The sequence below is a fragment of the Eubacterium limosum genome, from assembly GCF_000807675.2.
Taxonomy (GTDB): Bacteria; Bacillota; Clostridia; order Eubacteriales; family Eubacteriaceae; genus Eubacterium; species Eubacterium limosum.
The window spans coordinates 724,899-749,698 of sequence record NZ_CP019962.1 but is presented as its reverse complement, the minus strand read 5'-3'; the positions used below and the strand labels follow the sequence as shown (position 1 = coordinate 749,698).

Annotated in this window: 22 protein-coding genes; 16 read left to right on the top strand and 6 right to left on the bottom strand. The window is 48.1% G+C overall.

Annotated features, from left to right (window positions below; all coding sequences use genetic code 11):
- Positions 1–13: 13 nt before the first annotated feature.
- Positions 14–1,477 (bottom strand): trimethylamine methyltransferase family protein, encoded by a 1,464-nt coding sequence (locus B2M23_RS03455; protein ID WP_038353359.1) that lies wholly within the window; start codon positions 1,475–1,477, stop codon positions 14–16.
- Positions 1,478–1,775: 298 nt separating this feature from the next.
- On the opposite strand from B2M23_RS03455, the gene B2M23_RS03450 reads away from it, so the two are divergent.
- Positions 1,776–3,167: a sigma-54 interaction domain-containing protein gene (locus B2M23_RS03450; protein ID WP_052237380.1), complete on the top strand. Its 1,392-nt coding sequence runs from the start codon at positions 1,776–1,778 to the stop codon at positions 3,165–3,167.
- A gap of 46 nt (positions 3,168–3,213) precedes the next feature.
- On the opposite strand, the gene B2M23_RS03445 is transcribed toward B2M23_RS03450, so the two are convergent.
- On the bottom strand, positions 3,214–3,807 hold the full coding sequence (locus tag B2M23_RS03445) for a hypothetical protein (RefSeq protein ID WP_013378427.1): 594 nt from the start codon (positions 3,805–3,807) through the stop codon (positions 3,214–3,216).
- Between the two features lie 266 nt (positions 3,808–4,073).
- Here B2M23_RS03445 and B2M23_RS03440 point away from each other — a divergent pair, with 266 nt between their 5' ends.
- On the top strand, positions 4,074–5,525 hold the full coding sequence (locus B2M23_RS03440) for a sigma-54 interaction domain-containing protein (RefSeq protein ID WP_038353358.1): 1,452 nt from the start codon (positions 4,074–4,076) through the stop codon (positions 5,523–5,525).
- On the opposite strand, the gene B2M23_RS03435 is transcribed toward B2M23_RS03440, so the two are convergent.
- Both B2M23_RS03435 and B2M23_RS03430 read right to left on the bottom strand, forming a co-directional pair.
- On the bottom strand, positions 5,522–6,751 hold the full coding sequence (locus B2M23_RS03435) for an MFS transporter (RefSeq protein ID WP_038353357.1): 1,230 nt from the start codon (positions 6,749–6,751) through the stop codon (positions 5,522–5,524). The two genes, B2M23_RS03440 and B2M23_RS03435, sit on opposite strands and share 4 nt — an antisense overlap.
- Before the next feature lie 10 nt (positions 6,752–6,761).
- Complete coding sequence (locus B2M23_RS03430) at positions 6,762–8,192, bottom strand: trimethylamine methyltransferase family protein (protein ID WP_038353356.1); 1,431 nt, start codon at positions 8,190–8,192, stop codon at positions 6,762–6,764.
- Between the two features lie 440 nt (positions 8,193–8,632).
- Here B2M23_RS03430 and B2M23_RS03425 point away from each other — a divergent pair, with 440 nt between their 5' ends.
- The 6 genes from B2M23_RS03425 (at position 8,633) to B2M23_RS03395 (ending at position 14,232) form a co-directional block, all read left to right on the top strand.
- Positions 8,633–9,040 (top strand): hypothetical protein, encoded by a 408-nt coding sequence (locus B2M23_RS03425; protein WP_038353355.1) that lies wholly within the window; start codon positions 8,633–8,635, stop codon positions 9,038–9,040.
- 180 nt (positions 9,041–9,220) lie between these two features.
- Positions 9,221–9,472: a phage holin gene (locus B2M23_RS03420; protein WP_038353354.1), complete on the top strand. Its 252-nt coding sequence runs from the start codon at positions 9,221–9,223 to the stop codon at positions 9,470–9,472.
- Positions 9,472–10,206 carry a peptidoglycan-binding protein gene (locus tag B2M23_RS03415; RefSeq protein ID WP_052237379.1) on the top strand — a complete coding sequence of 245 codons (735 nt, stop codon included), beginning with the start codon at positions 9,472–9,474 and terminating at the stop codon, positions 10,204–10,206. The genes B2M23_RS03420 and B2M23_RS03415 overlap by 1 nt, the downstream gene beginning before the upstream one ends.
- A 175-nt stretch (positions 10,207–10,381) precedes the next feature.
- Positions 10,382–12,517 carry a glycoside hydrolase domain-containing protein gene (locus tag B2M23_RS03410; protein ID WP_052237378.1) on the top strand — a complete coding sequence of 712 codons (2,136 nt, stop codon included), beginning with the start codon at positions 10,382–10,384 and terminating at the stop codon, positions 12,515–12,517.
- A 66-nt stretch (positions 12,518–12,583) separates the two neighbouring features.
- Positions 12,584–13,090 carry a hypothetical protein gene (locus B2M23_RS03405; RefSeq protein ID WP_038353353.1) on the top strand — a complete coding sequence of 169 codons (507 nt, stop codon included), beginning with the start codon at positions 12,584–12,586 and terminating at the stop codon, positions 13,088–13,090.
- A gap of 617 nt (positions 13,091–13,707) precedes the next feature.
- Positions 13,708–14,232 carry a YcxB family protein gene (locus B2M23_RS03395; protein WP_038353351.1) on the top strand — a complete coding sequence of 175 codons (525 nt, stop codon included), beginning with the start codon at positions 13,708–13,710 and terminating at the stop codon, positions 14,230–14,232.
- 20 nt (positions 14,233–14,252) lie between these two features.
- On the opposite strand, the gene B2M23_RS03390 is transcribed toward B2M23_RS03395, so the two are convergent.
- The gene (locus tag B2M23_RS03390) at positions 14,253–14,792 is read right to left on the bottom strand and encodes a DUF6323 family protein (RefSeq protein ID WP_038353350.1); all 540 of its coding nucleotides are present in this window, start codon (positions 14,790–14,792) and stop codon (positions 14,253–14,255) included.
- Positions 14,793–14,954: 162 nt separating this feature from the next.
- On the bottom strand, positions 14,955–15,800 hold the full coding sequence (locus B2M23_RS03385; protein ID WP_038353349.1) for a MurR/RpiR family transcriptional regulator: 846 nt from the start codon (positions 15,798–15,800) through the stop codon (positions 14,955–14,957).
- A gap of 214 nt (positions 15,801–16,014) precedes the next feature.
- Between B2M23_RS03385 and B2M23_RS03380 the strand changes: the two genes are divergently transcribed.
- Genes B2M23_RS03380 through B2M23_RS03345 form a run of 8 tightly spaced genes read left to right on the top strand, consistent with a single transcriptional unit; the run spans position 16,015 to position 24,761 of the window.
- Positions 16,015–17,067: a galactitol-1-phosphate 5-dehydrogenase gene (locus B2M23_RS03380; protein WP_038353348.1), complete on the top strand. Its 1,053-nt coding sequence runs from the start codon at positions 16,015–16,017 to the stop codon at positions 17,065–17,067.
- Positions 17,068–17,084: 17 nt separating this feature from the next.
- Entirely contained in the window at positions 17,085–18,128 is a 1,044-nt protein-coding gene (locus B2M23_RS03375; RefSeq protein WP_038353347.1) for an alcohol dehydrogenase catalytic domain-containing protein, read from the top strand.
- A 21-nt stretch (positions 18,129–18,149) separates the two neighbouring features.
- Entirely contained in the window at positions 18,150–19,337 is a 1,188-nt protein-coding gene (locus tag B2M23_RS03370) for a TIM barrel protein (RefSeq protein ID WP_038353346.1), read from the top strand.
- Between the two features lie 33 nt (positions 19,338–19,370).
- A complete protein-coding gene (gene deoC, locus B2M23_RS03365) occupies positions 19,371–20,021 on the top strand; it encodes a deoxyribose-phosphate aldolase (protein ID WP_038353345.1) in 651 nt (216 codons plus the stop codon).
- Positions 20,022–20,035: 14 nt separating this feature from the next.
- Entirely contained in the window at positions 20,036–21,490 is a 1,455-nt protein-coding gene (locus tag B2M23_RS03360; protein WP_038353344.1) for an NAD(P)/FAD-dependent oxidoreductase, read from the top strand.
- 10 nt (positions 21,491–21,500) lie between these two features.
- Entirely contained in the window at positions 21,501–22,766 is a 1,266-nt protein-coding gene (locus B2M23_RS03355; RefSeq protein WP_038353343.1) for an NAD(P)/FAD-dependent oxidoreductase, read from the top strand.
- 4 nt (positions 22,767–22,770) lie between these two features.
- Positions 22,771–23,139, top strand: a complete 369-nt coding sequence (locus B2M23_RS03350) for a DUF1667 domain-containing protein (protein ID WP_038353342.1) — start codon at positions 22,771–22,773, stop codon at positions 23,137–23,139.
- Positions 23,140–23,195: 56 nt separating this feature from the next.
- Positions 23,196–24,761, top strand: a complete 1,566-nt coding sequence (locus B2M23_RS03345; protein ID WP_038353341.1) for an FGGY-family carbohydrate kinase — start codon at positions 23,196–23,198, stop codon at positions 24,759–24,761.
- Positions 24,762–24,800: the final 39 nt, after the last annotated feature.

Below are 24,800 nucleotides of genomic sequence, written 5' to 3'. Positions count from 1 at the left end.
TTCTTCTTATCTTTTATAAATCGTATTTATGGCCTTCCGGCAGGTATTCATTCAACAGCTTTTTCTGGGTGGTGGTGACATCCGGCAGCTCGTAGCTTTCCAGCCGTTCGTTGATAACCTTGCGGGCCCGGGCGACCAGATTGCCGTTCTTTTCAATCACGTCCGCCGGGGAGCCTCCCTCACGGATAAAGATGTTCGGGAAGTAGTTTTCCCTACGGTAATCCTTTGGCGTGCGGCCCTTCAGATAATTGCCGCGGGGGCCGGTTTTTTTAATGAGGTCAAAATACAGCTTGTCCTCGGTGATGTCAAGGCCCTGGTTCACCCGTCTGAGGTAAGCGATGTTTTCTTCATCCAGCACAAAGTTTTCAAGGGAACCCAGGTTATAACCGCCGTAAGCGCCCGCAGTATTCAGGATAAAGTCGGTTTTGCCGAGCATGCCGGTCATGAGTGTCATCATGGATTCCGCGCCACACTGGAAATCCAGGTCAACGGCAGTGGTTGCAGATACGCCGGAGCGCACTGGCAGGTTATAGTAACGCCCCATGGCGACCAGGCCCATCTGCATGAGCACGGCTTCGGGCGCGCCGGTAGCCAGCTGGACATTGCGCATGTCGGTGGGGGAGGTCACTGAGCCGTAAACCGCGCCCACACCAGGGTTTATGAGCTGAGTGAGTACAATCCCGGCCAGGATATTGGCATTGTCCTGTACAATGGCGCTTGCCAGTGTCGGCGGACAGGTCAGGTTGGTCATGGAGCAGGAGATAATAATGACCGGCTGGTTTTCAAGCACTGCGCCCACAATGGTGTCCACGACCTCTGCGCCGATGGCCAGCGGCGAGAGCACACAGCAGTTGGACATGGTCACAGGCTTATCCCAGATGTCGTAGAACTCACGGTGCAGCTTGACCAGCCTCTGGTTTGCCTCCACCAGGGAGCCTTTTTTGTAATTGATGGGGGTGATGGTGTTTCCCTGATAGATGGGCTTACGGCAGTATTTGAGTCCCATGGCTACCTGCGGCGTGTGGAAGTCATCGCCGGATTTGTCCAGATCGTCTGTGTTCTGGCAGGAATGGGTGGGCATGTCGATGGCCGCGCTGGTTTCCTGGAGCATATAGTATTCTGCCACATCCTTCAGGCTGGCTGGCCGGTAGGTGTTGTTTTCAAAATCCTGTATGGTGGTCGGGGCCACAGGGCCTGCGCAGATGGTCGGGGCGGTTTCACCCAAGGTAAGCTTCCCCGATGGGCTGTAAATGTCAAATTCCTTGGGCACTGTGGAGAGGCCCCGTTTTAAAAGGGCTTCATCGATAAAAATTTTATGGCCCTCAACGTGGGCGCCGTTTTTCGCGAACATTTCCGCGGCGTAGTCACTCTCAATGACCACACCGACCTCGGATAAAATTTTTAAGGTATATTCATGGATCAGCTCAATTTCATCTCTGGTGATATATTTCTCAAATAAATTACGGTTTGGGTACATGTTTTTCCTCCAATTTTTCATATCAGTCATTTTTCGTTGATTACACTTGATTCCATCATTCTGCAGATTCTGGAAGGATCGGCTTTCCGATTCATGCCGTTTAGTAACGCAAGACCCGTGCCAATCTTAAAAAAGCCCCAGCTGCGCCATTTCTCCCCAAAAAAGAACAACCTATTAATCATTTTTAACTACCTATACTTTTTAATATTTAATAATCTATGCAAAAATGACTATTTTTTCGGAAATCGCTTGTTTTTTATAAAGACTCCCGGTATACTAGGGAAAAGGCGGTGATTTTGTGAACAATCCATTTCAGCACAGCGAAGAATACCTGAACTATCTGATGTCTCTTCCAAAGGAGCTCTATATTAAAATTCTTGAAAATCTTTTTCTGGGCGTTTTTGTCAGCGACCAGAACGGAAAAACCATCTACGTGAACCCGGCCATCTCAAGGCATTACGGCAAACTGCCCGAGGATCTGGTGGGCGACAGCGATTGGGGGAAATGGGAGGGCGTTGTCTACCCGCCCGCCTATAAAAATATGCTGGCCATGAAAAGGCCGCTGATCTACCGGCAGAAAAATATGCTGTCGCGCAATTATATGGAAATCATCGACACCCCCGTCATGAAAGAGGATACGCCTGACGACATCGACTTTACCGTCTATGTGATTCAGGAAAATTTTTCGGATGTGGACTTTGACGCTGACGCTAAGCTCATGGAAAAGCCCGAGAAAGTAAAAAAGCGCCAGAGGCGCAATATTGTAGGGGAAAGCCATGCTTTTCTGAAGCGGATTGTGGAGCTGGAACGCATCGCGAAGTCGGACATGTCCATCCTGCTGCTGGGGGAGAGCGGGACTGGCAAAACCCTGATCGCCGAGTACATCCACCAGTGCAGTGACCGCGGCTTTGGCCCTTTTATGTCCATCAACTGCGGCGCTATCCCCGACAATCTGCTGGAAAGCGAGCTTTTCGGCTATGCCTCCGGCTCCTTTACCGGCGCCAATACCCGCGGAAAAAAGGGCCTGCTGGAATCTGCCGACAAGGGGACTGTATTCCTCGATGAGATCGGGGATCTGCCTTTAAACCTCCAGGTAAAGCTCCTGCACGCCATTGAGAGCAAATCCTTCCTGCCCGTCGGCGGCACCACGCCTGTCCATGTGGATGTGCGCATCATTTCCGCCACCAACAAGGACTTAAAGACTGCCATCGCGCAAAAAAACTTCAGAGAGGACCTCTACTGGCGTATCGGCTCCTTTATCAGCTATATCCCTCCCCTCAGAGAGCGCAAGGAGGATATCATCCCCCTTTCTCTCCACTATCTGAAAAAGCAAAATTTAAAATACGGCACAAACAAAGTTTTTTACGCTCTGACCCTGCTCGCCCTGGTCAACTACGACTGGCCAGGCAATATCCGTGAGCTCAAAAATGTCATTGAGCGCATGTATGTTTTAACCAGCGGCTCCATTATCTACGAGAGCAAGGTTCCCGAAGAAATCCGCATGCATGTTCCCCGGACGGATGATAAATTTTACTATTCCTACGACCAGCTCCTGGATCAGGTCAAAAGCTACATCCTCCAGGACTGCTACAGCCGCAGAAAAACCTCTGTCGGCGTGGCTGAGGAGCTCGGCATTACCCAGTCAAAGGCCAGCCGGCTCATACGGAAATATTGTGCTAAGGAGGAGTAAAAACAGCAGGAAACAGGCCTGTCAATCCTCCTTCCTGCTTTTACGCCTAATGGCCCAGAAGCGGCCCCATCGGCAGCCCCCTGTCTCCGGCTGAAAGCAAAAGATCATTGACAAAAAGATAAGCTGTGCCGACTCCCACAATCAGCGACAGGTATTTATTAACTGTAAAAATGATCAATGAGCCAACAGAAAGCAGCTCTAATCCATAGGTAAAAAGCCATATCGCAGCGATACCATAAACCACAAGCGGAATAACAGGCCCTTTAAGCATCGGCTTGAGCAGCGCAAAAACAGCAAGACTTCCCCAAAACATGGGAATCGCTAAAATCGAAATATTCATATCCCAGCCAAACAGAAATCCAAAATGCAGAGCAATGTAGATTAAACCAAAAATTCCTCCGAAAAGAGAGCCAAAAATGAAGTAACAATTGCCCATATAAGCATCATTGCGCTTATAATAAATAAAAGCGCCTATAAGATAAACGGGATAAACAGCCAGCATTAAACACCCAAGCACTAAGTACGTTCCCTCCGAAAAAACATCCAGATAAACGGCCCAAAAAGATATTACTTCCATTGAAAAAACAAACAGCATGGCCCCTCCCGGATCTGCCGGAACACTTACTCTGTTTTCATCCATTGTTTTTCTCCTTTACATAATTAAAGTGATTCAGTTAATTTCTCCATCCTGAATTACAAAGACGCGCAACTTTGAATGCTTTCAATATACACCCATTATTGAACGTTGTCAATATTTAATTTTGAATGTTTTCAATTTTTAAGAAAAATGGTATAATAACCGCAGCTTAAAGCTGATTAAAATTATAAAAAGAGTTCAAAAAACAAAAATCGACTATCTTACTCACAATATCTTAATCATCAATCCTAAAACAAAGAGGTAAAAATATGGAACAGGATTTAAAGGCGCTGCGCCCGCTGAGCATTGGCGATCTGGAGCGCATCACTGACATGGCCGTGATGATCCTTGACGCCGAGGGGCGGATCATCTGTTACTCAAAGGGATGTGAAAAAATCGAAGCCCTGCGGCGTGAAGAGGTTATTGGAAAAAGCCCGGAGGATCTCTATAATCCACAGCAGTTTCCAAACATCATCCGCCCAAAACGCTCAATGGTGCTCGATACGCTGAAAACCGGAAAAATCTATCAGGAAACGCTGGACTACTACACCACAGTCGGCGGCAATGAGGCGAATATTCTGTGCAGCACCTACCCCATTTACGGTAAAAACGGTAAAATCGACTACGCCCTGTGCATTTACCGCGAGGTCTCGGATTATCTGGAAATGATCGCCGACGGCAACAAAAAGCAGAGCGACCGCCAGGCCTCTTCCCAATACCTGCAAAACGGTACCCAGCACACCTTTGCCAATGTGATCGGCAGCAGCCCGATGCTGCAAAAGGCAGTCTACCGGGGGAAAATCGCGGCTAAAACAGACGCCCCTGTACTCATCTGGGGTGAGACCGGCACCGGTAAGGAGGTCTTTGCCCAGAGCATTCACAACTACAGTGCCTTTTCTCCCTATCCCTTCGTGGCTGTAAATTGCAGCGCTATCCCGGAAGCCCTGCTTGAAAGCACCCTGTTTGGCACCTGTAAAGGCTCGTATACCGGCGCGGTCAACCGAAAGGGCCTGTTTGAAGAGGCTGAGAACGGCACTCTGTTTTTGGATGAGCTCAACTCTATGGATATCGGGCTCCAGTCAAAGCTGCTGCGCGTTCTGGAGACCGGGCGCTTCCGCGCGGTGGGCGGCCAGGAGGAAAAGCCCTGTAAATGCCGTATTATCAGCGCCATCAACGAGGAGCCTTTCATCGCCATTGAAAACAGCCATTTAAGGGCAGACCTCTATTACCGCCTGGCGGTTTTCTCCATCGAGCTGCCTCCGCTTATCCGGCGCAGGGAGGACATTTCTGAAACGGCTGAGTATTTTATTGGCAGTATGGCGCCAGTGCTCGGAAAAAAGGTCACCCGGCTGTCCAGCGCGGTAAAACAGATTTTTGAATACCACAGCTGGCCCGGCAATGTCCGGGAGCTGCGGCATATCATCACCCAGGCCATCTATTTCGCGGGAAAGGATGAAGCCTTTATCAAGCCCCACCACCTACCTGAGTACCTGCTTAGGACAAATACAGCTCCCGAAGCTGCGCCGCCCTCCGGCCTGCCCGGAACCAGCGGGAAAGAAGGGCTCAGCCAGCTGATGAACGCCTATGAAGCAAAGATCATCCAGGACGCCCTTGAAAATAACGGCCATAATATCAGCAGAGCCGCAAAGCAGCTCCAGATCTCCCGGACAAACCTGCACAATAAGATTAAGAAGTACAACCTGGAAAAAGCTGAGGGCTAAATGCCCTCAGCTTTTTTGTGCCGTCTGTAAATTATCACAGCCAGTATGATGCTGATCACCGAAAAACTGATCATCCAGATGAATATCTTATTAAAGCCCAGCACCGGGTCCGCGTCAATCCACGAGCCCATAATGGTTGTCATAAAGGCCTCCGGCGCATAGGCGATAAAGGAAATGATGCCTGTGGCGGCCGCGGTCAGTTCAAGGGGAATCCCGCCTTCACCCATGACTGAATAATAAACAGATTTAACCGTAAAGTACAGGAAGGACATGACCATGGTAATGACAATGGCCATTGTCACCAGGCTGCTGCTGAAAATCAAAAGCGCTGCGCACACGATAATACCGCCCAGAAGGCCGCTGATAAAAATCGCTCTGGATTTTGCCTTGTCCGCCAGTATACCGCCCAGCACACCTGCCGCGATCACGATGACATAGCTTCTGAAAATCGCCAGTCCGCTGGAGACAGAGGCCGATACGCCCAGCACCTGTGTTGTGTAAGTGCCGAGGTAGTTTGTCCCGGTATTGATCACACAAAAACAGCTGAACAGGAAGAACGCAACCAGCCATGTGCCGGGAAGCCTGAGCGCTTTTATAATATTTTTCATTCCTTTTTCCTGAGGGCCGTCCTGCTTTGAGCCCTTAACCTCCGTTTTAGGTAAAAAGACGATGCTCAAAACCGCGAAGAGCACATATAATCCCACCGAAATCCACAGGAGCACCTGCATTCCTCCCACGCTGTCCACAAAAAGGCCCAGCATCCAGAGAAAAACAAAGCCGGTTACCGCGCTGACCACACCGCGCATGGCCTCGCTGACACCAAAAAGCTTTCCCTGCTCCTCCTCTGTTCCCAGATGGCGCACAAAACAGATATAAGGCGACCAGAGAGTGGCAGTCGTAAAGAAGCCGTACAGGACATAGATAACCACCAGTGTATTATAGCCTGGAAAAGTGGACTGCCAGAAAGTGAGCCCTGCCATGACTAAAAAAGAGATGGTCAGCAGAATGCGCGCGCTGAAACGGTCGGCCAGATAACCGCTGACCGGGTAACAGAACAGGGCGACCAGGCCATAAATTGACCCAAGCGTGCCCAGCTGTAAATTGGTCAGATGAAATCCGTCCAGCATCTGGTCATAAAAGAAAAAGCGGAGGTAGGGGATAAAATAGATAATCCCCACCATTACACTGATCAACACCAAAAGAAAATTACGTTTTCCCTTACTCATGACAGGCCTCCTAAATCTGGTCCCGGTAAGCTTCCGGCAAATACGGCTTTAACAATTCTTCCTGCTCTTTTGTAATTTCCGGCGCCTGGTAAGCCTCAATTCTCTCCTGCACCTTTTGGCCGGCATTTTCCTTGAGCCCGACCCGGCCTTTATTCTGCCAGTCGTTGGCGTCGGCCTTGTTCAGGTACTGGGTAAGATAAAATTCTTCACGATACATCTTCGGCGTTCTGCCAGACAGGAAATTGCCCCTTGGCCCGGTCTTTTCAATATCCTTAAAACAGATTTTCTTCTCCGTTACATCAATACCCCGATGAATCCGTTCGGCATAGGCAAAGATTTCTTCGTCCATCAGCATTTTTTCAAAGCTGACGATATTGTATGTCCCCAGACAGCCTGTGCTGTGGAGGATCATGTCTGGTTTTGCCTCTACGGTCGCTTCGGCCATCATCATGGATTCCATACCTGCCTGGAAATCAAGATCCTTGGCGTCGCTGATGGCGCCGCCGGCCCGGAAGGGAACGCGGTAATAATCGGCAAGAGCCGCTGTTCCGTAAATCATCAGCGCAGCCTCTGGATTCCCCATGCTCAGTTGAATGGTCCTCAAGTCTGTCGAGCCGGATACATTGGCGTAAATCATCGGTGTTCCTGGTTTTAAGAGCTGTGTAAAAACAAAGCCTGCCAGAATTTCCGCATTCACCATGGTCAGGATTGAAGCGACCGAAGGCGGAGCTGTTAAAACCGGCATCACACAGGAGGCCAGCCAGATACCCTGGTTTTCATCGCAGGTTCCGATGATCCGCTCAATGGGGGCATGGTCATAGCAGAGCGGTGAAAGGGGGTTGATCCCCACCGAAGCCAGACATTTATCCTCAACGCCCTCAAACCGTTTCATCAGGCGGATACCGCCGGCCATGGCTTCCCGCAGGCTGCCCTTTTCTGCCGAGGTATCGGGAATGGCAAAGGGGAAAGGCTTATTGGAGTATTTCATGAGCAGCGCCAGATAGGAATAGCGCTTCACATCATCGGAAAAGCCTTCCGATTCGGTAAAAAAGTTAACATGGTTACAGTCGAGCAATGGACTGGTATCAATAAGCTTAAACAGATCAATAATGTCCTTATTTAAAATTTTACGGATATTGCCATGATCCTCGATAAAGGCCGGACAGCCCACCGGCAGCTTGACCATACTGCCGTCTCCAACCTCCACCGTTCCTCTGCCCGAGTACAGCGTGAAGGTCTCCGGAACCGTCGACAGGGCCGTACGCACGTCCTTCTCACCCATATAGACGACATCACCCTCGACCCGTATGCCGTGCTTCCTGAAAATCTCCAGAGCTTCCTCATGCTCAAACTTGACCCCGACGTTTTCCAGAATACGAATGGTATTCTCATGAATTAATTCAATGTCTTCTTTTGCAATAAACTGTTCATATTTTTTCATCTTATTCCTCCCAAATGCAGCAGCATTAAATCTTAATCTTTAGTAAATGCAATTTTTATGCCAAAAACAAACCGCGAACAAAGCCATTTATTGCTCTAAAACACCGTAATTTTATTTTTTTACTTAGTTTTTGTTTTTACTTCGTTCAAAATAATGACACTGTCATAAAAAGCAACAAACCTAAAAAGCCTGTTTTTAACGAAAATCCAACTATAATGAACAAAATCTGTCCAAAATAATGACACTTCTAAAAAGCTTTATTTTAAAAACAGCCGCAAAGGATAATATTCATCTTTAAAATCAAAAAAATACTCGCTTAAATTAGAGTAAATATTTGTCCACTCCAATGGATTTCGTTGACATTTCCTCTTGATGAGCGTATGATTATTTTAAAGAACATATGTTTGTAAAAAGAAAATTCATTCGAAAGGTGGGAGTATATGAAATTATTGGAAAAGGACGACTCTGTCATCAGCCTGAAAGCCGAGCTGGCCATTATCCAGGAGGAGATTATCCATCTTACTCAGCTTGAAGAAAAATGGATGCGTTTATCTGAAAAAACACCCTACACAAAGGTCGAAAGAAAAAAGCAAATTCTAAAGCAGCTAACGCTTATCCGGGAGGCGCTGGATGAGCAGCGGCGTCAGGAGCACTTGCTTGAAAAAAGCCTTAAGGTTATTCTTGAGGCAATTCCAAAGCTTAAAAACATTCAGAAAAAAGTATTTTACATGCAGCGCTATACTGGAAAATCGCTGGTACAGATCGCCGAGGAGCTCGAGTACGACTATGATTATATCCGCCATGTCGCCTCAAAAGCAAATCAAGTGATGAAACACCAGGTTAAGTAATCAAATTCTCCCACTTGCCTCCAAAGAGCCGAAAGGCTCTTTTCTTTTTAAGCAAACACAGCACAAAGTGAACACAGCCGGTCCACGAATGCGGTGCTATAATGTGTTTATCGAAAGCATAGCTGTTATCGCGATACCACAACATCATCAGCCTTCGATAGAAAGTAGGTGATAATCGGAATGAACTTAAAGATTCGATTAAAGAACAAAGCCTTCTGGATTGCCTGTATCGGCCTGATCGTTTTGATCCTGCAGTACGCTCAGGGATTTATCTCAATGGATTTTAACGTGCCTTTAATCGAAAAGATTTTAAACGCAGTTGTTATCTGTGCCGTTGCAATGGGTGTGATTGTCGATCCGACAACCCCCAGCATCAGCGATTCAGAACAGGTATTAAAAAAGAAAGCCGAAAAGGAAGAAGGTGAAAAATAATGGAGATGACCTTAACACAGGTACAGGAAGCCCTTAAGCTCTGCAACTACGCGCCGGGGACCGTCGACGGCTTTAATGGCCCCGAAACCCAGGCTGCTGTGAGGCGGGCCCAGGAAGGCTATGGCATTGAGGCCGACGGCATTGCCGGTCCGGTGACAAAAGACCACCTGTCTGAGCAGGTGCGCGGCATACAGGCGCAGTTGAACGCAAAGGGCTGCGGCTGCCCGGTGGATGGCCTTCCAGGCCCCTTAACCGATGCGGCCGTCAAGACACTGCAGGCCAATTTTGGACTCGTCACTGACGGTATCGTCGACTATAACACTGAAGCGGCCCTGTTTGGCTATGCCGCAGCCGATCCGGCGCCAGCTTTTGATCCGCAGGAACAGGTAACCGAGCATTTTAATATGCAGGAGTTTAAATGTGAGTGCGGCGGCAAATATTGCGATGGGTTTCCGGTCCCGATGAACCGGACGCTCATCGAAAAGCTGGAGCAGGTTCGGAAAGACCTGGGGATTCCCTTGGTTGTGACCTCCGGCGTACGGTGTGAAATCCTCAACGCAGAAGTCGGCGGCGTGCCGGATTCCTACCATAAACTGGGACGGGCGGCCGATATTGCCGTCTATGCCGCCAATGGCTACACCGTCGATGCGGTGGCAGACGCGGGTGAGCGGTATGGCTTGAAGACCATCCGCTATTATGACAGAAGCTTTGTGCATTTTCAGTGGAATAATTAAAAACACACAAACTGCACACAGACAAAGAATAGAAACGCGGCTAAAATAGAATTATGCAAAGCGCCCGACACTGCATAAGGCCAAAAACTAAAGCAGAGGACCGGTCCTTCTTAAACCGGCAAGTGCACATTGCCGGTTTACTAAAAAAATAAAAAAAGAAAGAAGGATTTATATTATGGATCAGAAAGTATTAATGACGCAGGTATGGTTAAACAATACCTATTCGGGAAAAACAGGCTATATTCACTGTGACGAGGACGGGGCAACCGGTAATGGAACCATTGCTTCCCTGATCTCCGCATTACAGATTGAAATTGGCGTATCGCCAGTTACTGGTGAATTCGGACCGCTGACAGCAAGAATGTGCCCGACCCTTAAACTTGGCTCAGCTGGGAATAAGGTTAACATTCTACAGGGAGCACTTTGGTGTAAAGGCTACAGTTCATCAGACTTGACAAAAACCTATGATGGTGCAACAATTATTGGTGTCAATGCCTTTAAAAAAGCGGCAGGTCTGCCGCAGGATGGAGAGGTTGATCCCAAAACTTTTAAGGGCATTTTATCAACGGATGCCGTTGTATGGGGCAGTATGGGAGACCCCAGAATTCAGGAGATTCAGAGAGGCTTAAACTCAAAGTACAGCGATTGTTTCTGGAAAGACCTGAATATCTGCCCGGTAGACGGTGCGTATGGGCGAAACACCTGTAACGCCATGCTTTATGCTTTTCAGAAAGAAGTGGGCATTGATGAGCCGAATGGTGTATTTGGCCCTAGTACAGCACAGGGAGCGAATGACCATAACGTTGCACTTTGGAGCAGCCAAACCGAACTCGTCATCTTGCTTCAGTATATGTTATATGTGAATGGTTTTGATCCCGGAGAATTTGATGGTGGATTTGGTTATGGTGTTCAGACCGCTGTCATGGACTTTCAGGAAATGATGGCCTTAGATGCCGATGGCTGGGTTGGCTTATCGACATGGGCGGCTTTATTAATCAGTAAAGGCAATACAGATCGGGCTCCCAACGCAATTGATACCACCGCAAGAATCAATTCAAACAGAGCACAGTATTTTAAAGGTATCGGCATTGATTATGTCGGACGCTACCTCACAGGCTATTGGCCGATTACTATTTCGGAAATCAATAAAATTTTAGCAGCAGGCTTGCGTTATATTCCGATTTTTGAACGTTCTGGTGATGATATGAAAGGCATCGTACATGAAGTCACTAAAGCTCCCTACTTCACTTCCGATCAGGGAACAAGCGATGCGCAATACGCAATTGAAGCGGCGGATCGTTTAGGACTGCCGAGGTCAAGCGTTATTTATTTCGCTGTTGATTTCGATGTCTATGACTTTGAAGTCGAATCAAATATTATTCCATATTTCAGAGCTGTAAAAACTAAACTTAACCAAAGCTCCGACTACCGTGTTGGTATTTATGCCAGCAGGAGCTGCTGTTCGAAAGTCGCAGCAGCAGACCTGAGCGAATACAGCTATGTTGCCGATATGTCTGTTGGTTTTTCTGGAAATATTGGCCAGAAAATGCCTCCAAACTGGGCCTTTGATCAATATTGGTTCGACGATATTGGGGTTCAGTCAAGATATATGGACTACGACAAAGTCATCGCTTCCGGCAGAGATGGCGGAGTTGGCTCTATTACAGTTTCAAATTTACCGCGCGTTTTATGTGAAGATACACTGGAATCGTTAGGATTTGATGTATCCGTAGGTTGGGACTTTAGTGTTGAGTATCCATTTTATACTGGTGTAGTTGATGGAAAATATAAAATGGGGATTACAGGACAATTCTCACCAATGGTCGCTCTTGGAGGTATTCCGGCAGAACAAAAGATTTCCTTTAATATCAATGATGGCCAGTTTGATGAAGTGGAACTCGAAAGTGCAAAAGCAACATATGATAATCTTGATACGACAATGAAAATGTTGTTCGGGGACTCAGATTCATTGCAACCAGCTGTATCAATTGCAAACACGGTCAGTAATGGCAAGCTTACCTTAGCTTTTTATCTTGATAGCGCAGGAAATCCTGTATTTGATATACAGGTTGAACAAGTTGCTGAAACTTCCACAGGCGAAACCTCTATATATACAGAGGTAATGTACACATTCAATTTAAATCAGCCAGATCCACCGGATACAGGCGCGCTTAGATCAACTGTTATTACCGTTTTAGGAGCAAGTGTAGGTCTGCTTCTTTTAGTCCTATTTGCAGCAAGTTTTGGAACGGGTTTTGGAGAAGTGCTAACAGCGATTTTAGCCCTCGGTGCATTTTTAACAGCGAGTTAGATTTTTAAAGGATAAGTGCTCAAATGGCACTTGTCCGTTTTTAGTAGATTCATTTAAGGAGGAAAAATGGAGCCTAATTTTATTGTAGAACCATCTTATACCAAAGAAGAAATGAAACAATTCCCGAAAGAATGCTGGAAATTGTTTGAAAACAAACCGTTTTTTATTGCTCTTCGTATTGTAGCAGTTATATACATGGTGATCATATTATTTGTTACGCTTATGCGAATAGTAGTTGTTGAAAATCTATGGATTTGGTTTATAGCAGCGATTTTGGGAATTATTATGGCCATATTTTTACCAAAATGGGTAAGCTTTAAATGCATCGGTATTGGTATAAATTTTATTGGAAACTTGATGAACAAAAAAATCAATGAAAAATTAGAATTTTACAATGACCATATTGATTGTTTAGAACATAAAAATATTCAATATCGCGATATGGAGATAATTGAATATGAAAATCGTTTAATCCTAAAGGCAGAAAGATTTTATTTTTTGGTAAAACGGTCGGATCTATCTTTAGGGGTATATAACGAGTTGATTAAGTTTTTGCATTTAAAAAATAACTGATCTAAAAAAGCAAGGCATGTTTTTATGGAATTACTATATATAAACGAACAGAGATTTACTGAAGAAGAAGTAAAAGAGATTAGCAAGAAATATTTAAAATTTCCAAATCAAATAGAGGCAAGAAAATTACTCTTCCTAATAATATTTTTATTATTTGATTACTTATTGTTTAAACAAATAGATCCGTTTACTCTGTCATTCTACTCTGTGCTCTTTTATTTTCGCCTGGCTTTCGGGGTATTAGGTTTAGTGTATTTCCATTTTTCCCAATATATTAACTTTGTATTAGCCAAAAGAATGAAAGCTTCAGAAAGGAAAAAATGAGCAGAATCTGGATTTATCCCAAGAGGGAGAATCCTTTTTTATGAGGATTATATTATTAATGAATTCGTTCTCTTTAATGATTCTGAAGAAATTATCGAGATAAAAAACAAAAAGTATCAATATTCTGATATTACAAATCTGCGTAATGAGGACGAAGGGACGTTATGGATTGTTTATTTTGGATATTATTTTTTTGTAATTCATAGAAGAGGTTTTATTCAAGGATTGCCAAATGATTTTAAAAAATTCATCAATTCAAAGATTGCTATGAATTGATAATAATGGAGGTCATCATGGAAGCGCTATACATAAATGAGCCGCACTACACCAAGGCGGATACTGAAGAACTTCTGAAAAAAAACACCCTGGGGTTATCCAAAGATATGACGAACATAAAAATCATGGGAGTGCTTATCGCCGGAATGGAAATAATCATTTTTCTTTTAAGCGGGTTTAAATTTGATCTGATTTCACTCATCGGCTTAGCTGCACTGAGCCTTGTAGTACTTATTGAACTTTATGCATGCAACTATGACCGTTTTATCCTTTTTATGACAAAGCTAAAGGGCGCCAAACTAAGAAAAGTGAATAACGTTGAAAACAAGCCCCCTGTGTTTTTATTTTATGAAAACTACGCCGACTGTACTTTTATGAAGCATTTGGAATACAGTGAGCTGACCAATTTTAAAGAGGATGATCTTCATTTTGTTTTTTACCACAAAAATACTTATTTTGTGCTTCAAAAGAATGCTTTCAAAAAGGGAACACCAGAAAATTTCAGGAAATTTTTTCTGAGTAAAACGGGCAATGCGCTTTAAGACTGATCGTATAGACTTTTTTACTCCCAGGCCAGCTCCCTGAGCACCTTCATATAGAGCTCCTTATCCCACCGCGGTTCCTCGTCAAACAGGCTGTACTCGCTGTGGCCGCCGGATTTCCGGTAGCCGCGGTAGCCGGCCCGCACAGCCGTACAGAAGCGCTGAAGGCAGGTGGTTTCAAGGTAGTCGAGATCGCCGAAGCACACGCCCTCAAACTGCTCCTGCATAAAGGTCAGCAGCTCGTCGTCTGAAACCAGATCATCGGATTCGTTTTTATACAGGAAAAAAATATCCTGCAGCCGCTTAAGCGTCTTGACATAATTATCCTGCCAGATATACTGGGAATCACAAAAAAGGTGGATGATTTTTTTAATGACGCATGGACCAATCTCCACGCGCTGGTGTTTCTTAAGGCTTTCATTTCGGGATTCCATCACTGCCAGCGCATCCTCGCCGGACAGAGTAAGACCAAAGTGTTCGCTTTCTTCATTACAGGCCAGCACTGCTTTTGTGTCTTCCACCAGCTGTACTTCAGCCGCTGTTTTCATAAGATCCATCATTTCCAGACACTTCCTTTCTCATGTAGAGTAACCCCTATTGTACGCCCATTTTTCAGAAATAAACAGTCTTGTAGTTGAAAATTTTGTGAGGTATAATGGAGGTAGCGGGAAGTGTTTATCCCAAAACAAAAAGTTCCAGCCAGATTATGGCTGGAACTTTTTTCATGTTTTGTTTAAGGATACCGCAATCCGCGACTGGTTGAGGGCTTTGTAGAACTTAGCCTCGTTCTGCATAAAGACGGACAGGTACAAGATATCCACAATCACCAGCTGGACGATTCTGGACGCCATGGCTTCGGAGTGGTATTTTTTATCATTTGTGGAGCTGGATAAAAACACATCGGATTTTTTCGCAAGGCTGGAATTGCTGAAGCTGGTCAGCGATATGATCTTTGCGCCGTTTTCCTTGGCAAGGCTGACGGCATTCAACACCTCCACACTTTCACCTGTATGAGAAACCACAAACAGAACGTCCTCTGAGGTCATATGTGAGCAGTGAATGTTCATCAGGTGTGAATCCTGAAAGCCGTTAACATTTAACCCGATTTTCCCAAACTTATGCAGCGCATCAATGGCGACGGCCGAAGAGGCCCCGATTCCAAAAAATGTCACGCGCCTTGCATTGAGAATCATCTCCGCACATTGGTCAATATCCTTTTGGTCAATGGAATACTCCAGATCGCTGACTGCGGTATTCGTATGCTTAATCACCTTGCGCTTGATATCAGTGGTACTGTCACCCTCCGCAATTTCCTCATTGATGGTCTCACTGGGGCTGTCGATCAGCTCTTTTGCGAGATTAACCCGAAAAATCTGATAGGAATCATAATCCAGCTTTTTAAGAAACCGCATAACGGTTGTCTCACTGGTGCTGCAATGATTGGCCAGCTCTGTAATGGACAAAAGAATGGTAGCATCCGGATTATCCAGTATGTAGTCTGCAATGGTCTTCTGCGTTTTAGAGAGCAGATTGTATTTTGTTCGTATATCACTTAATAAAGAAGCCATAAGATTTCTCCCTTTTTCCTCTTTTTGAATTAATTATACTTCATAACTCTCTGAAAGTAAAACACTTTTTCGTTAATAATTTACGATACTAATATTGACATCGTCAAAAAATGATGTTATAATTCGTTTATAATTTACGAACAGTAGATATAAAACGTAAATTTAATACCATTTTTGTGTTGAAACAATTAATCAGAGGAGGCAAAGATTAAAAATGAAAGCAGTAAGAATGTATAAGCCTGGGGACTTGAGGGTTGAGGATGTTCCAAAACCGGAAATGATGGACGACGAAGCGATGGTGAAGGTTCGCGCTGTTGGTCTTTGCGGTTCAGATATTCCGAGAGCACTGGTCTATGGCGCTCATGTTTCACCGATTACCATCGGGCATGAATTTTCCGGTGAAATCGAAGCTGTTGGAAAAAATGTGAAAAACTTTAAGCCCGGGGACCGGGTTGTAGTTCCGCCGCTCATTCCATGCGGAAAATGTGAATGGTGCCAGAAGGGAATTTACTCTTTATGCGAGGATTATGATTACTATGGCTCCAGACGCGACGGCGCCCTTGCCGAATATGTATCTGTCAAGGAATCCAATCTTTTAAAGGTTCCGGAGGGTGTATCCTATGAGGACGCCGCGACTCTTGACCCGTGTGCAAACGCTTATCACGGCCTCATGCGCGGCAGCTTTAAAGCAGGCGACAGCGTCTGTGTCTGCGGTACCGGCCCCATCGGCTTATTCGCCGCACAATACGCAAAACTCTGCGGCGCGTCTCAGGTCATTGCGGTTGACGTCTGGGATGAAAAGCTGGATATCGCCAAAAAAGTCGGCGCAGATGTGACCATCAATTCCTTAAACGAAGATCCTGTGGAAGCGGTTAAAAAAGCGACCGATGGAAAAGGCGCAAATCTGGTCATTGACTTCTCCGGCGTGCCGGCCGCTCAGAAGCAGTGTATTCTCATGGCCTCTAAAATGGGCCGGGTTGTCTTCCTCGGAATTTCTCATAAAGGCTTAGACTTAAGCGAAAAGGAAGTGGACACCATCATGCGCAGCCAGCTGAGCGTTATAGGTTCATGGAACTCCTTCACGAAGCCTTATCCCGGTGAGGACTGGACGGAATCCTTAAAAATGTTCGGCGAACGCGGAATGACCGCCAGGGATATCATCAGCCACCGCCTGCCGCTGGATGACTGCCCGGGTATCTTTGATAAAATCAAGGAAGGCGGCTTCTTCTACAACAAGGTCATGTTCTACCCCTGGGGACAGGAATAATCGAAAGGAAAAAAGCGATGCAGGCATTTGTACTTAATGAAAACAGAGAGCTCGAGGTTCGGGAGGTTCCCGAGCCCCAGGGAAATGACGATAACATCATCATCAAGGTAAAATCCGCTTCGATCTGCGGCACAGACATGCGCACTTTCTTAAAGGGAAATGACAAAATTGACGTGCCGCGTGTCCTGGGCCACGAGTGTGCCGGGGATATTGTCCATGCCGGCAAACTTGCCAGGGAGCACGGCTATCAGGCAGGGGACCGTGTCACCGTCGCTCCGGCCATCGGCTGCGGCGAGTGCTGGCCCTGCAAAACCGGCCATACCAATATGTGTGACCACCTGACCACCATCGGCTTCCAGTATGAGGGCGTTTTCGCGCCTTATCTGGAGGTTCCGGCCCAGGCCATTAAAATGAACAATGTCATCAAGCTGCCGGACAGCATTGAGTATGATGACGCCACCCTGATCGAGCCAGCAGCCTGCGCCTTAAACGGCCAGCGCTACATGCACATTGAGCCCGGCGATTTCGTGGTCGTTTACGGCAGCGGCATGATCGGCTGTATACATGCCGAGCTTGCTTTCCAGAAAGGGGCCGCAAAGGTCATTATTGTGGAACCTGTCGAAAAACGCGGAAAAATCGCCATGGAAAAGGTACCGGGCGTAATCTGGGTCAATCCCTTCACACAGGACACAGTGGCAGAGGTTGAAAAAATTACTGAGGGCCGAGGCGCCAATGTGGTCATCACAGCGACCTCTGTGCCTTCTGTCCACACCGAGGCTCAGGTCATTGCCGCAAAGATGGGGCGCATCTCCCTGTTTGGGGGGCTTCCGGGTGAGAGCAAGGGCCATATCGACTCGAACCTGATCCATTACAAGGAGCTTCAGGTCTGCGGCGTGCACGCCACCACACCAGACTGTATGCGTGAAATTATGCAGCTCATGGCAGCTGGGAAGCTGGATGCCCAAAAATATATCGAGCGTTCCATTAAGCTGGAAAATATCATGGACGGCTTCACCGCAATCCGGGATGAAAACATCATGAAAGTTGTTGTTCACCCATAAACTAAAAACAGGAGATCATCTATGAACTACCCAAAAATATACCTGGTACTGGATAACTGCTTTGCTATCAAGCGCTGGGTGGAGCCCGAAACCTGGGGGCCGCTCATCAAACAGCTTGGGTTTGACTATGTCGAGGCAAGCTTTGACAACGAGGCTGACTTTTTCTATTCACCGGATTGGTACCTTGATGAATGGTTTGAGCGTGTAAAGGCAGTGGAGGCCGCGCAGGACATCCGTATCGCCAACTTTTTTACAGGCTACCAGACCTACCGGACTGCCGGTTTAGCCCATCCAAATCCCAAAATGGCACGCCATATGCTGGAGGGCTGGGTAAAGCCCGCCATTGAAAGGCTGGGCGCGCGCGGCTCCGGCATTGGCTTTTCGCTTCACGCTTATCCCGACAAGGTGCTCCAGGACCCGGAGCTCTACAAAAAAGAAACCCGCAAAGTTTCGGAGCTGCTATCTGAAATCGGCAAAATCGCAGAAGACAACGGCAATATTCCAGTGTGCGTTGAGGCCATGTACGCGCCGCACCAGACCCCCTGGACCATCAAGGGCACAAAGAACTTTCTGAGAGATATCTACAGTATTGACCATCATCCCATCTACACCACGGTGGATCTGGGCCACATGGTCGGACAGGTACGCTTCCTCACGCCCTCACGGGACGCTGTCCGTAAAAGCATTGAAGCCGCAATAGAGGGCCGTGCCTTCACAGAGCCCTGGCTGGGCGGCGATACCACCTACGCGATCTGGGAGAAGGCCATCGGGGATAAAAATACCGGCGAGGGTGTTCTGGACGCCATTGAGGCCGACATGGCGCGCTATCCTCACCTTTTCTCCTTTGATCCGGCAGATTCTGACCCTTACGCCTGGCTTGAGGCGCTGGCCTGCTATTCCCCCATTATGCATATGCAGCAGACCAATGGCGTTACGTCCTCCCACGCGGCCTTTACAAAGGACAACAACGCCGCAGGCATCATCGACGGCGCCCGGCTTTTAAGAGCCATCGCGAAATCCTATGAAACAGAAGACCCGGCCATGCCGCCAAAGGCTGAGGCTATCTATCTGAGCTTTGAAATTTTCGCATCCAACGCTGAGCATCCAAGAGAAATCAAAAATAAATTAAAAGAGACCTGCGCGTACTGGCGTACGTTTATTCCAAAGGATGGCATGCCGCTCGACGAACTCATTGAGCGGCTGAAATAAAACCGACAAGACTGAATGAAGGAGTATAAAAAAATGAACAAACAAGAAATTCTAGGCCACATTGACCACACACTTTTAAAAGCATTCTCAACCTGGGACCAGATTAAAGCACTCTGCGACGACGCGGTGGAATATAAAACCGCTTCTGTCTGCATCCCCCCTTCCTTTGTAAAACGGGCGAAAGAGACCTACGGCGATGCCCTGAATGTCTGCACCGTTATTGGCTTCCCGCTGGGCTATAACACCACTGCCGTCAAAGCCTTTGAAGTCAGAGAAGCCATCTTAGGCGGCGCTTCCGAGGTGGATATGGTCATCAATATCGGCGCTTTAAAGGATAAGGACTACGACTATGTTCAAAATGAAATTGCTGAGCTGAAAAAAGCCGCCGGCGACCGCGTTTTAAAAGTCATTGTTGAAACCTGTTACCTGACCGAAGAAGAAAAAGCCAAGGTCTGCGAGCTGGTCACAAACGCTGGCGCAGACTATATCAAAACCTCCACTGGCTTTGGAACAGGCGGCGCTACCATTGAGGACATCAACCTTTTTAAAGCGCATATCGGGCCCTCTGTAAAAATGAAAGCTTCCGGCGGCGTGAAAACCGTAGAAGACCTGGAAATGTTCTTAGACGCAGGCTGTGAGCGTATCGGCACCAGCTCAGCCATCGGACTTTTAAAAGAAAGCTAGGCCAGGTGAAAAAAATGTATGATCTTGTGATCATCGGCGCCGGTGTTACCGGCTGCTGCATAGCACGCGAAATATCAAAATATGAAATAAACGCATGCGTCATCGAAAAAGGGGATGACGTGGCTTCGGGAACCTCAAAGGCCAACACCGGTGTTATCCACACCGGCCTTGAGGCTGACCCAGGCTCCCTGATGGCAAAGTTATGCGTTGAAGGTAATCGATTAATGTGGGAGCTTTCTGAGGAACTGGATTTCCCGGTAAAGAAAAATGGAAAATTCATTGTCTGCACCCATGAGGAAGACCTGCCAAAGCTCCAGGAACAGCTGGAGCACGCTGAGAAAAACGGTGTCCCGGGCTGCCGCATCGTCCCCAGAGATGAGGTGCTCAGGCTTGAGCCCAACCTCACAGAGCGGACCGTCGCCGCGCTCTATGCGCCCACCGGCGGCGTGATCTGTCCTTTTAATCTCGCCATCGCCATGGGCGAAAACGCAAACGTCAACGGCGTAGAGTTCAAATTTGAAACCGAAGCCTATGACATTATCAAAACGGACGGCTTCTACACCATCAAAACCAGCCGCGGCGATATCCAGACAAAAGCCATCGCCAACGCTGCCGGCGTCTACGCCGATAAATTTCACAACATGGTCAGTGAAAAGAAAATCCACATCACCCCCAGAAAGGGCGAGTATATTTTCTTTGACAAATCACTGGGAACCATCTTCAACGCGACGGTGGTACCGCTTCCCGGCAAGATGGGTAAGGGCATCGCCGCTTCCCAGACCATCCACGGCAACTTTTTCGTAGGACCGACCGCCGACGACGTGGACGACAAGGAATCCTTCCAGACCACCCAGGAGGTGCTGGACTCACTGAAGGAAATCGCCGCTTCACCGGATTTTCTTCATAAAAACCCTCTGCCGCTGAATAAAATTATCACCTCCTTTGTGGGCCTGCGCGCACATGAGGACCACCACGAGTTCATCGTTGAGGAAGTGGCCGACGCTGAAAACTTTTTTGACGCCGCTGGTATCGAGTCACCGGGCCTCACCAGCTCACCAGCCATTGGCGTGATGCTCTCTGGAATCATCGCGGAGAAGATGCAGCTTAAAAAGAAACCGAACTTCATCGCCAGACGCAAGGGTGTCCTGAAATTCGACAGCCTGTCCGACGAAGAAAAAATAGCGCTCATCAAGGAAAAACCCGAATACGGCAATATTGTGTGCCGCTGCGAGATGGTCACCGAGGGCGAAATCATGGACGCCATCAACCGTCCCATCGGCGCAAAGTCCATGGATTCTGTCAAGCGCAGAACCCGGGCCGGCATGGGACGCTGCCAGGCAGGCTTCTGTACACCGCGCACCATGGAAATCCTTTCCAGAGAGCTGGGCATTAAAATGACAGACATCACCAAAAAAGGCGGTGCATCGCAGCTTCTGATCGGCTGTGACAAAGAAATCGGACAGGAATGAGAGGTTGATTATGAAGTCTTATGAAATAGTCATCATCGGCGGAGGGCCGGCAGGACTTGCCGCCGCCATTTCCGCCAAACGAGCGGGCGTCAATGATATTTTGATCGTGGAGAGAGACCGGCGGCTCGGCGGCATTTTAAACCAGTGTATTCACAACGGTTTTGGCCTGCACACCTTCAAGGAGGAGCTGACCGGGCCGGAATACGCCCAGCGCTTCATCGACGAGGTGGTTGATCTGGGTATCGAATACAAGCTGAACACCATGGTGGTGGACATTGAGGGAGACAAGGTCCTCACCATCATGAACAGCACCGATGGTCTGGTCAGGCTTAAGGCAAAGGCCATCGTACTGGCCATGGGCTGCCGGGAACGCCCCCGGGGCGCCCTCAACATTCCCGGCTGCCGGCCCGCGGGCATTTACAGCGCCGGCACTGCCCAGCGTTTTGTCAACATTGAGGGTTTTATGCCCGGCCGCGAGATCGTTATTCTCGGCTCTGGAGATATCGGCCTCATCATGGCCAGACGCCTGACCCTGGAAGGGGCAAAGGTAAAGGTCGTCGCTGAGATTATGCCCTACTCCGGCGGTCTTAAGCGCAACATCGTCCAGTGCCTGGACGACTACGGCATTCCGCTTAAGCTGAGCCACACGGTTGTAAACATCAAAGGGCAGGAACGGGTGGAAAGCGTCACCATCGCCCAGGTGGATGAAAACATGAAGCCTGTCCCCGGAACCGAGGAGGAATACAGCTGTGATACGCTCCTGCTGTCTGTGGGCCTCATCCCTGAAAATGAGCTTTCCAGTAAAATGGATGTCGGCCTTGACCGGAAAACAAACGGCCCAATCGTGGGTGAAAGCTTTGAGACCAACGTGGAAGGCGTTTTTGCCTGCGGCAACGTCCTCCATGTCCACGACCTGGTCGACTATGTTTCAGAAGAAGCTGCCTGCGCAGGAAAATGCGCGGCGAAGTATGTCCTGAAACAGCAAAAACCTGAACCCGGGCCCGTCATCGAGCTGGTCACAGGGGAGGGCGTCAGCTATACGGTTCCCAAAACCATTGACCTGAACCGTATGGGCGAAACCCTCAAGGTCCGCTTCCGCGTCAGCGGTGTTTATGAAAACAGCTCGGTCTCTGTTTACTTTGACGATAAGTGCGTCAAGCACCGCAAAAAGCGGATTGTCACTCCAGGGGAAATGGAACAAATCGAACTCGCCCGACAGGATCTCCAGGCTGAACCGGACTTAAAACAGATTCTGATTAAAATCGAGGAGGCCTGAGCTTATGGAAAAACATATCACCTGTATTGGATGCCCTCTCGGCTGTGCTGTCACTGTCACCATGGATCAGGGGGAAATCACCGACATCACCGGACACACCTGCAGCCGCGGCGAAAAGTATGCGCGTAAAGAGGTTACACAACCCACCCGGATCGTTACCTCCATTGTCAAAGTCAATGAAGGGGATATCCAGATGGTGTCGGTCAAGACAGAATCCGACATACCAAAGGATAAAATATTTGACTGCATGGAGGCGATCCGAAAAATCGTTGTAACCGCACCTGTGAAAATTGGGGATATTATTGTACCGGATGTCTGCGGCACTGGGGTCAATATTATTGCCACCAAAAACATCGACAAAAAAACTTGCTAGTATTAAACACAATCTGTAGGGAAAATTTAAATTAATTTAAAATAAGGGGTAAAATCATGAAAGAAAAAAAGTATGTAGTAGGGATTGACTTAGGAACAACCAGTGCGAGAACGGTTGTGTTTGACTTTGACGGCAATGAAATCGGCTCAGGTCAGATCATGAATCCGCTGACTTATCCGGCTCCCGGACGCCAGGAATGTGACGGCGACGAGCTCATCAAGCATTTATACCGCACCACCCGCCTTGCCATTGACAACAGCGGCGTTGACCCTGAAGAAATCGCGGCCATCAGTACAGACGTGTTCCGCTGTACCGTGGCTCTGCGCGACGAAAACGGCGGCTTTACCATGCCCATCATTATCTGGCAGGATATGCGAAGCGCGGAAATGATCCCCGAGGTTGAGCGCAAGCTTGTGGCCGCCGGCTTATCTGCCGATGAGCTGTACGACCGCTGCGGCATGCCGCTGGGCGGCGTTAACCCGCAGAGCAACCTCCAGTGGATTCTGAAAAACATGCCGGAAGCCTATGAAAAGGCCGCCACCATCCACACCATGATGGGCCTTGTCACCAAGGCTTACGGCGCTGACGACTATTACGATGACATCAACGATACGCCGTGGGTACAGCTCAACGGTCCAGACTTCCAGTATGACCCGCAGATCTGCGCAGCGCTTGGTATTGATATCAATAAAATGGCGCCGCTGCGGCAGCCAGGCACCATCATCGGCAAGGTAACCGCTGAGGTTTCCGCGAGAACCGGCCTGGCAGAGGGCACTCCCATTGTCATGGGTACCGGCGACCAACAGTCCGGCTGCCTGGGCTGTGGCTGTGTGCGTGAAGGCGTCGGCTATGCCTGCGGCGGCACTGCCGGTATTGTGGCCGGCAAGTCTTTTAACCTGCTGCGCGACCCATCCAGAAGATGCTACGTTTTAGGCACACCCGACGGCGCATGGGTTATGGAAGGGGTTGCCAACGCATCCGGCTCTGCCTTCAAATGGTTTAAAGAACAGTTCTGCGACGTTGAACAGCTCGCCGCGGAATCCCTCGACATCAGCGTCTATGACTTCCTGACCTCTGTGGCCACCAAATCGAACCCTGGGGCAAACGGCCTGTTCTTCCTGCCTTACTTTGCCGGTGCGGTTACACCAAACCAGAACCCCAACGCCCGAGGCACCTATATCGGTATGACCGTCGGACACACCAAGGAAGACTTTATCCGCGCCACCATGGAAGGGGTAAACTATGATATCCGCGATATGCTGGACGCCATGGTCTCCGGCGGCGCTCCGGACTTTGACATGGTCCGACTGACCGGCGGTATCTTCCGCTCAGAGCTCTGGTGCCAGATGCAGGCCGATATCTTCAACCGCTCCTGCGAAGTTGTCGCCGTGGAAGAAGCTACGGCCCTCGGCTGTGCCATGGTCGCCGCTGTCGGCGTAGGCATCTATAAGGACTTTGAGGAAGCCGAAAAACACATGGTAAAAATCCGCAGACGCTATGAGCCAAATCCGGAAAATGTAAAACGCTACGAGGACGCCTTCCGTACCTGGCAGCAGGTTTACAAATCCCTGTCTACCGGCGCCTTTGACCAAGTGGTATCCTTCCAGGATAAATACCGCTAAACCCTCCCTGACAATATTGATCAAACTTATCTCCTGTCT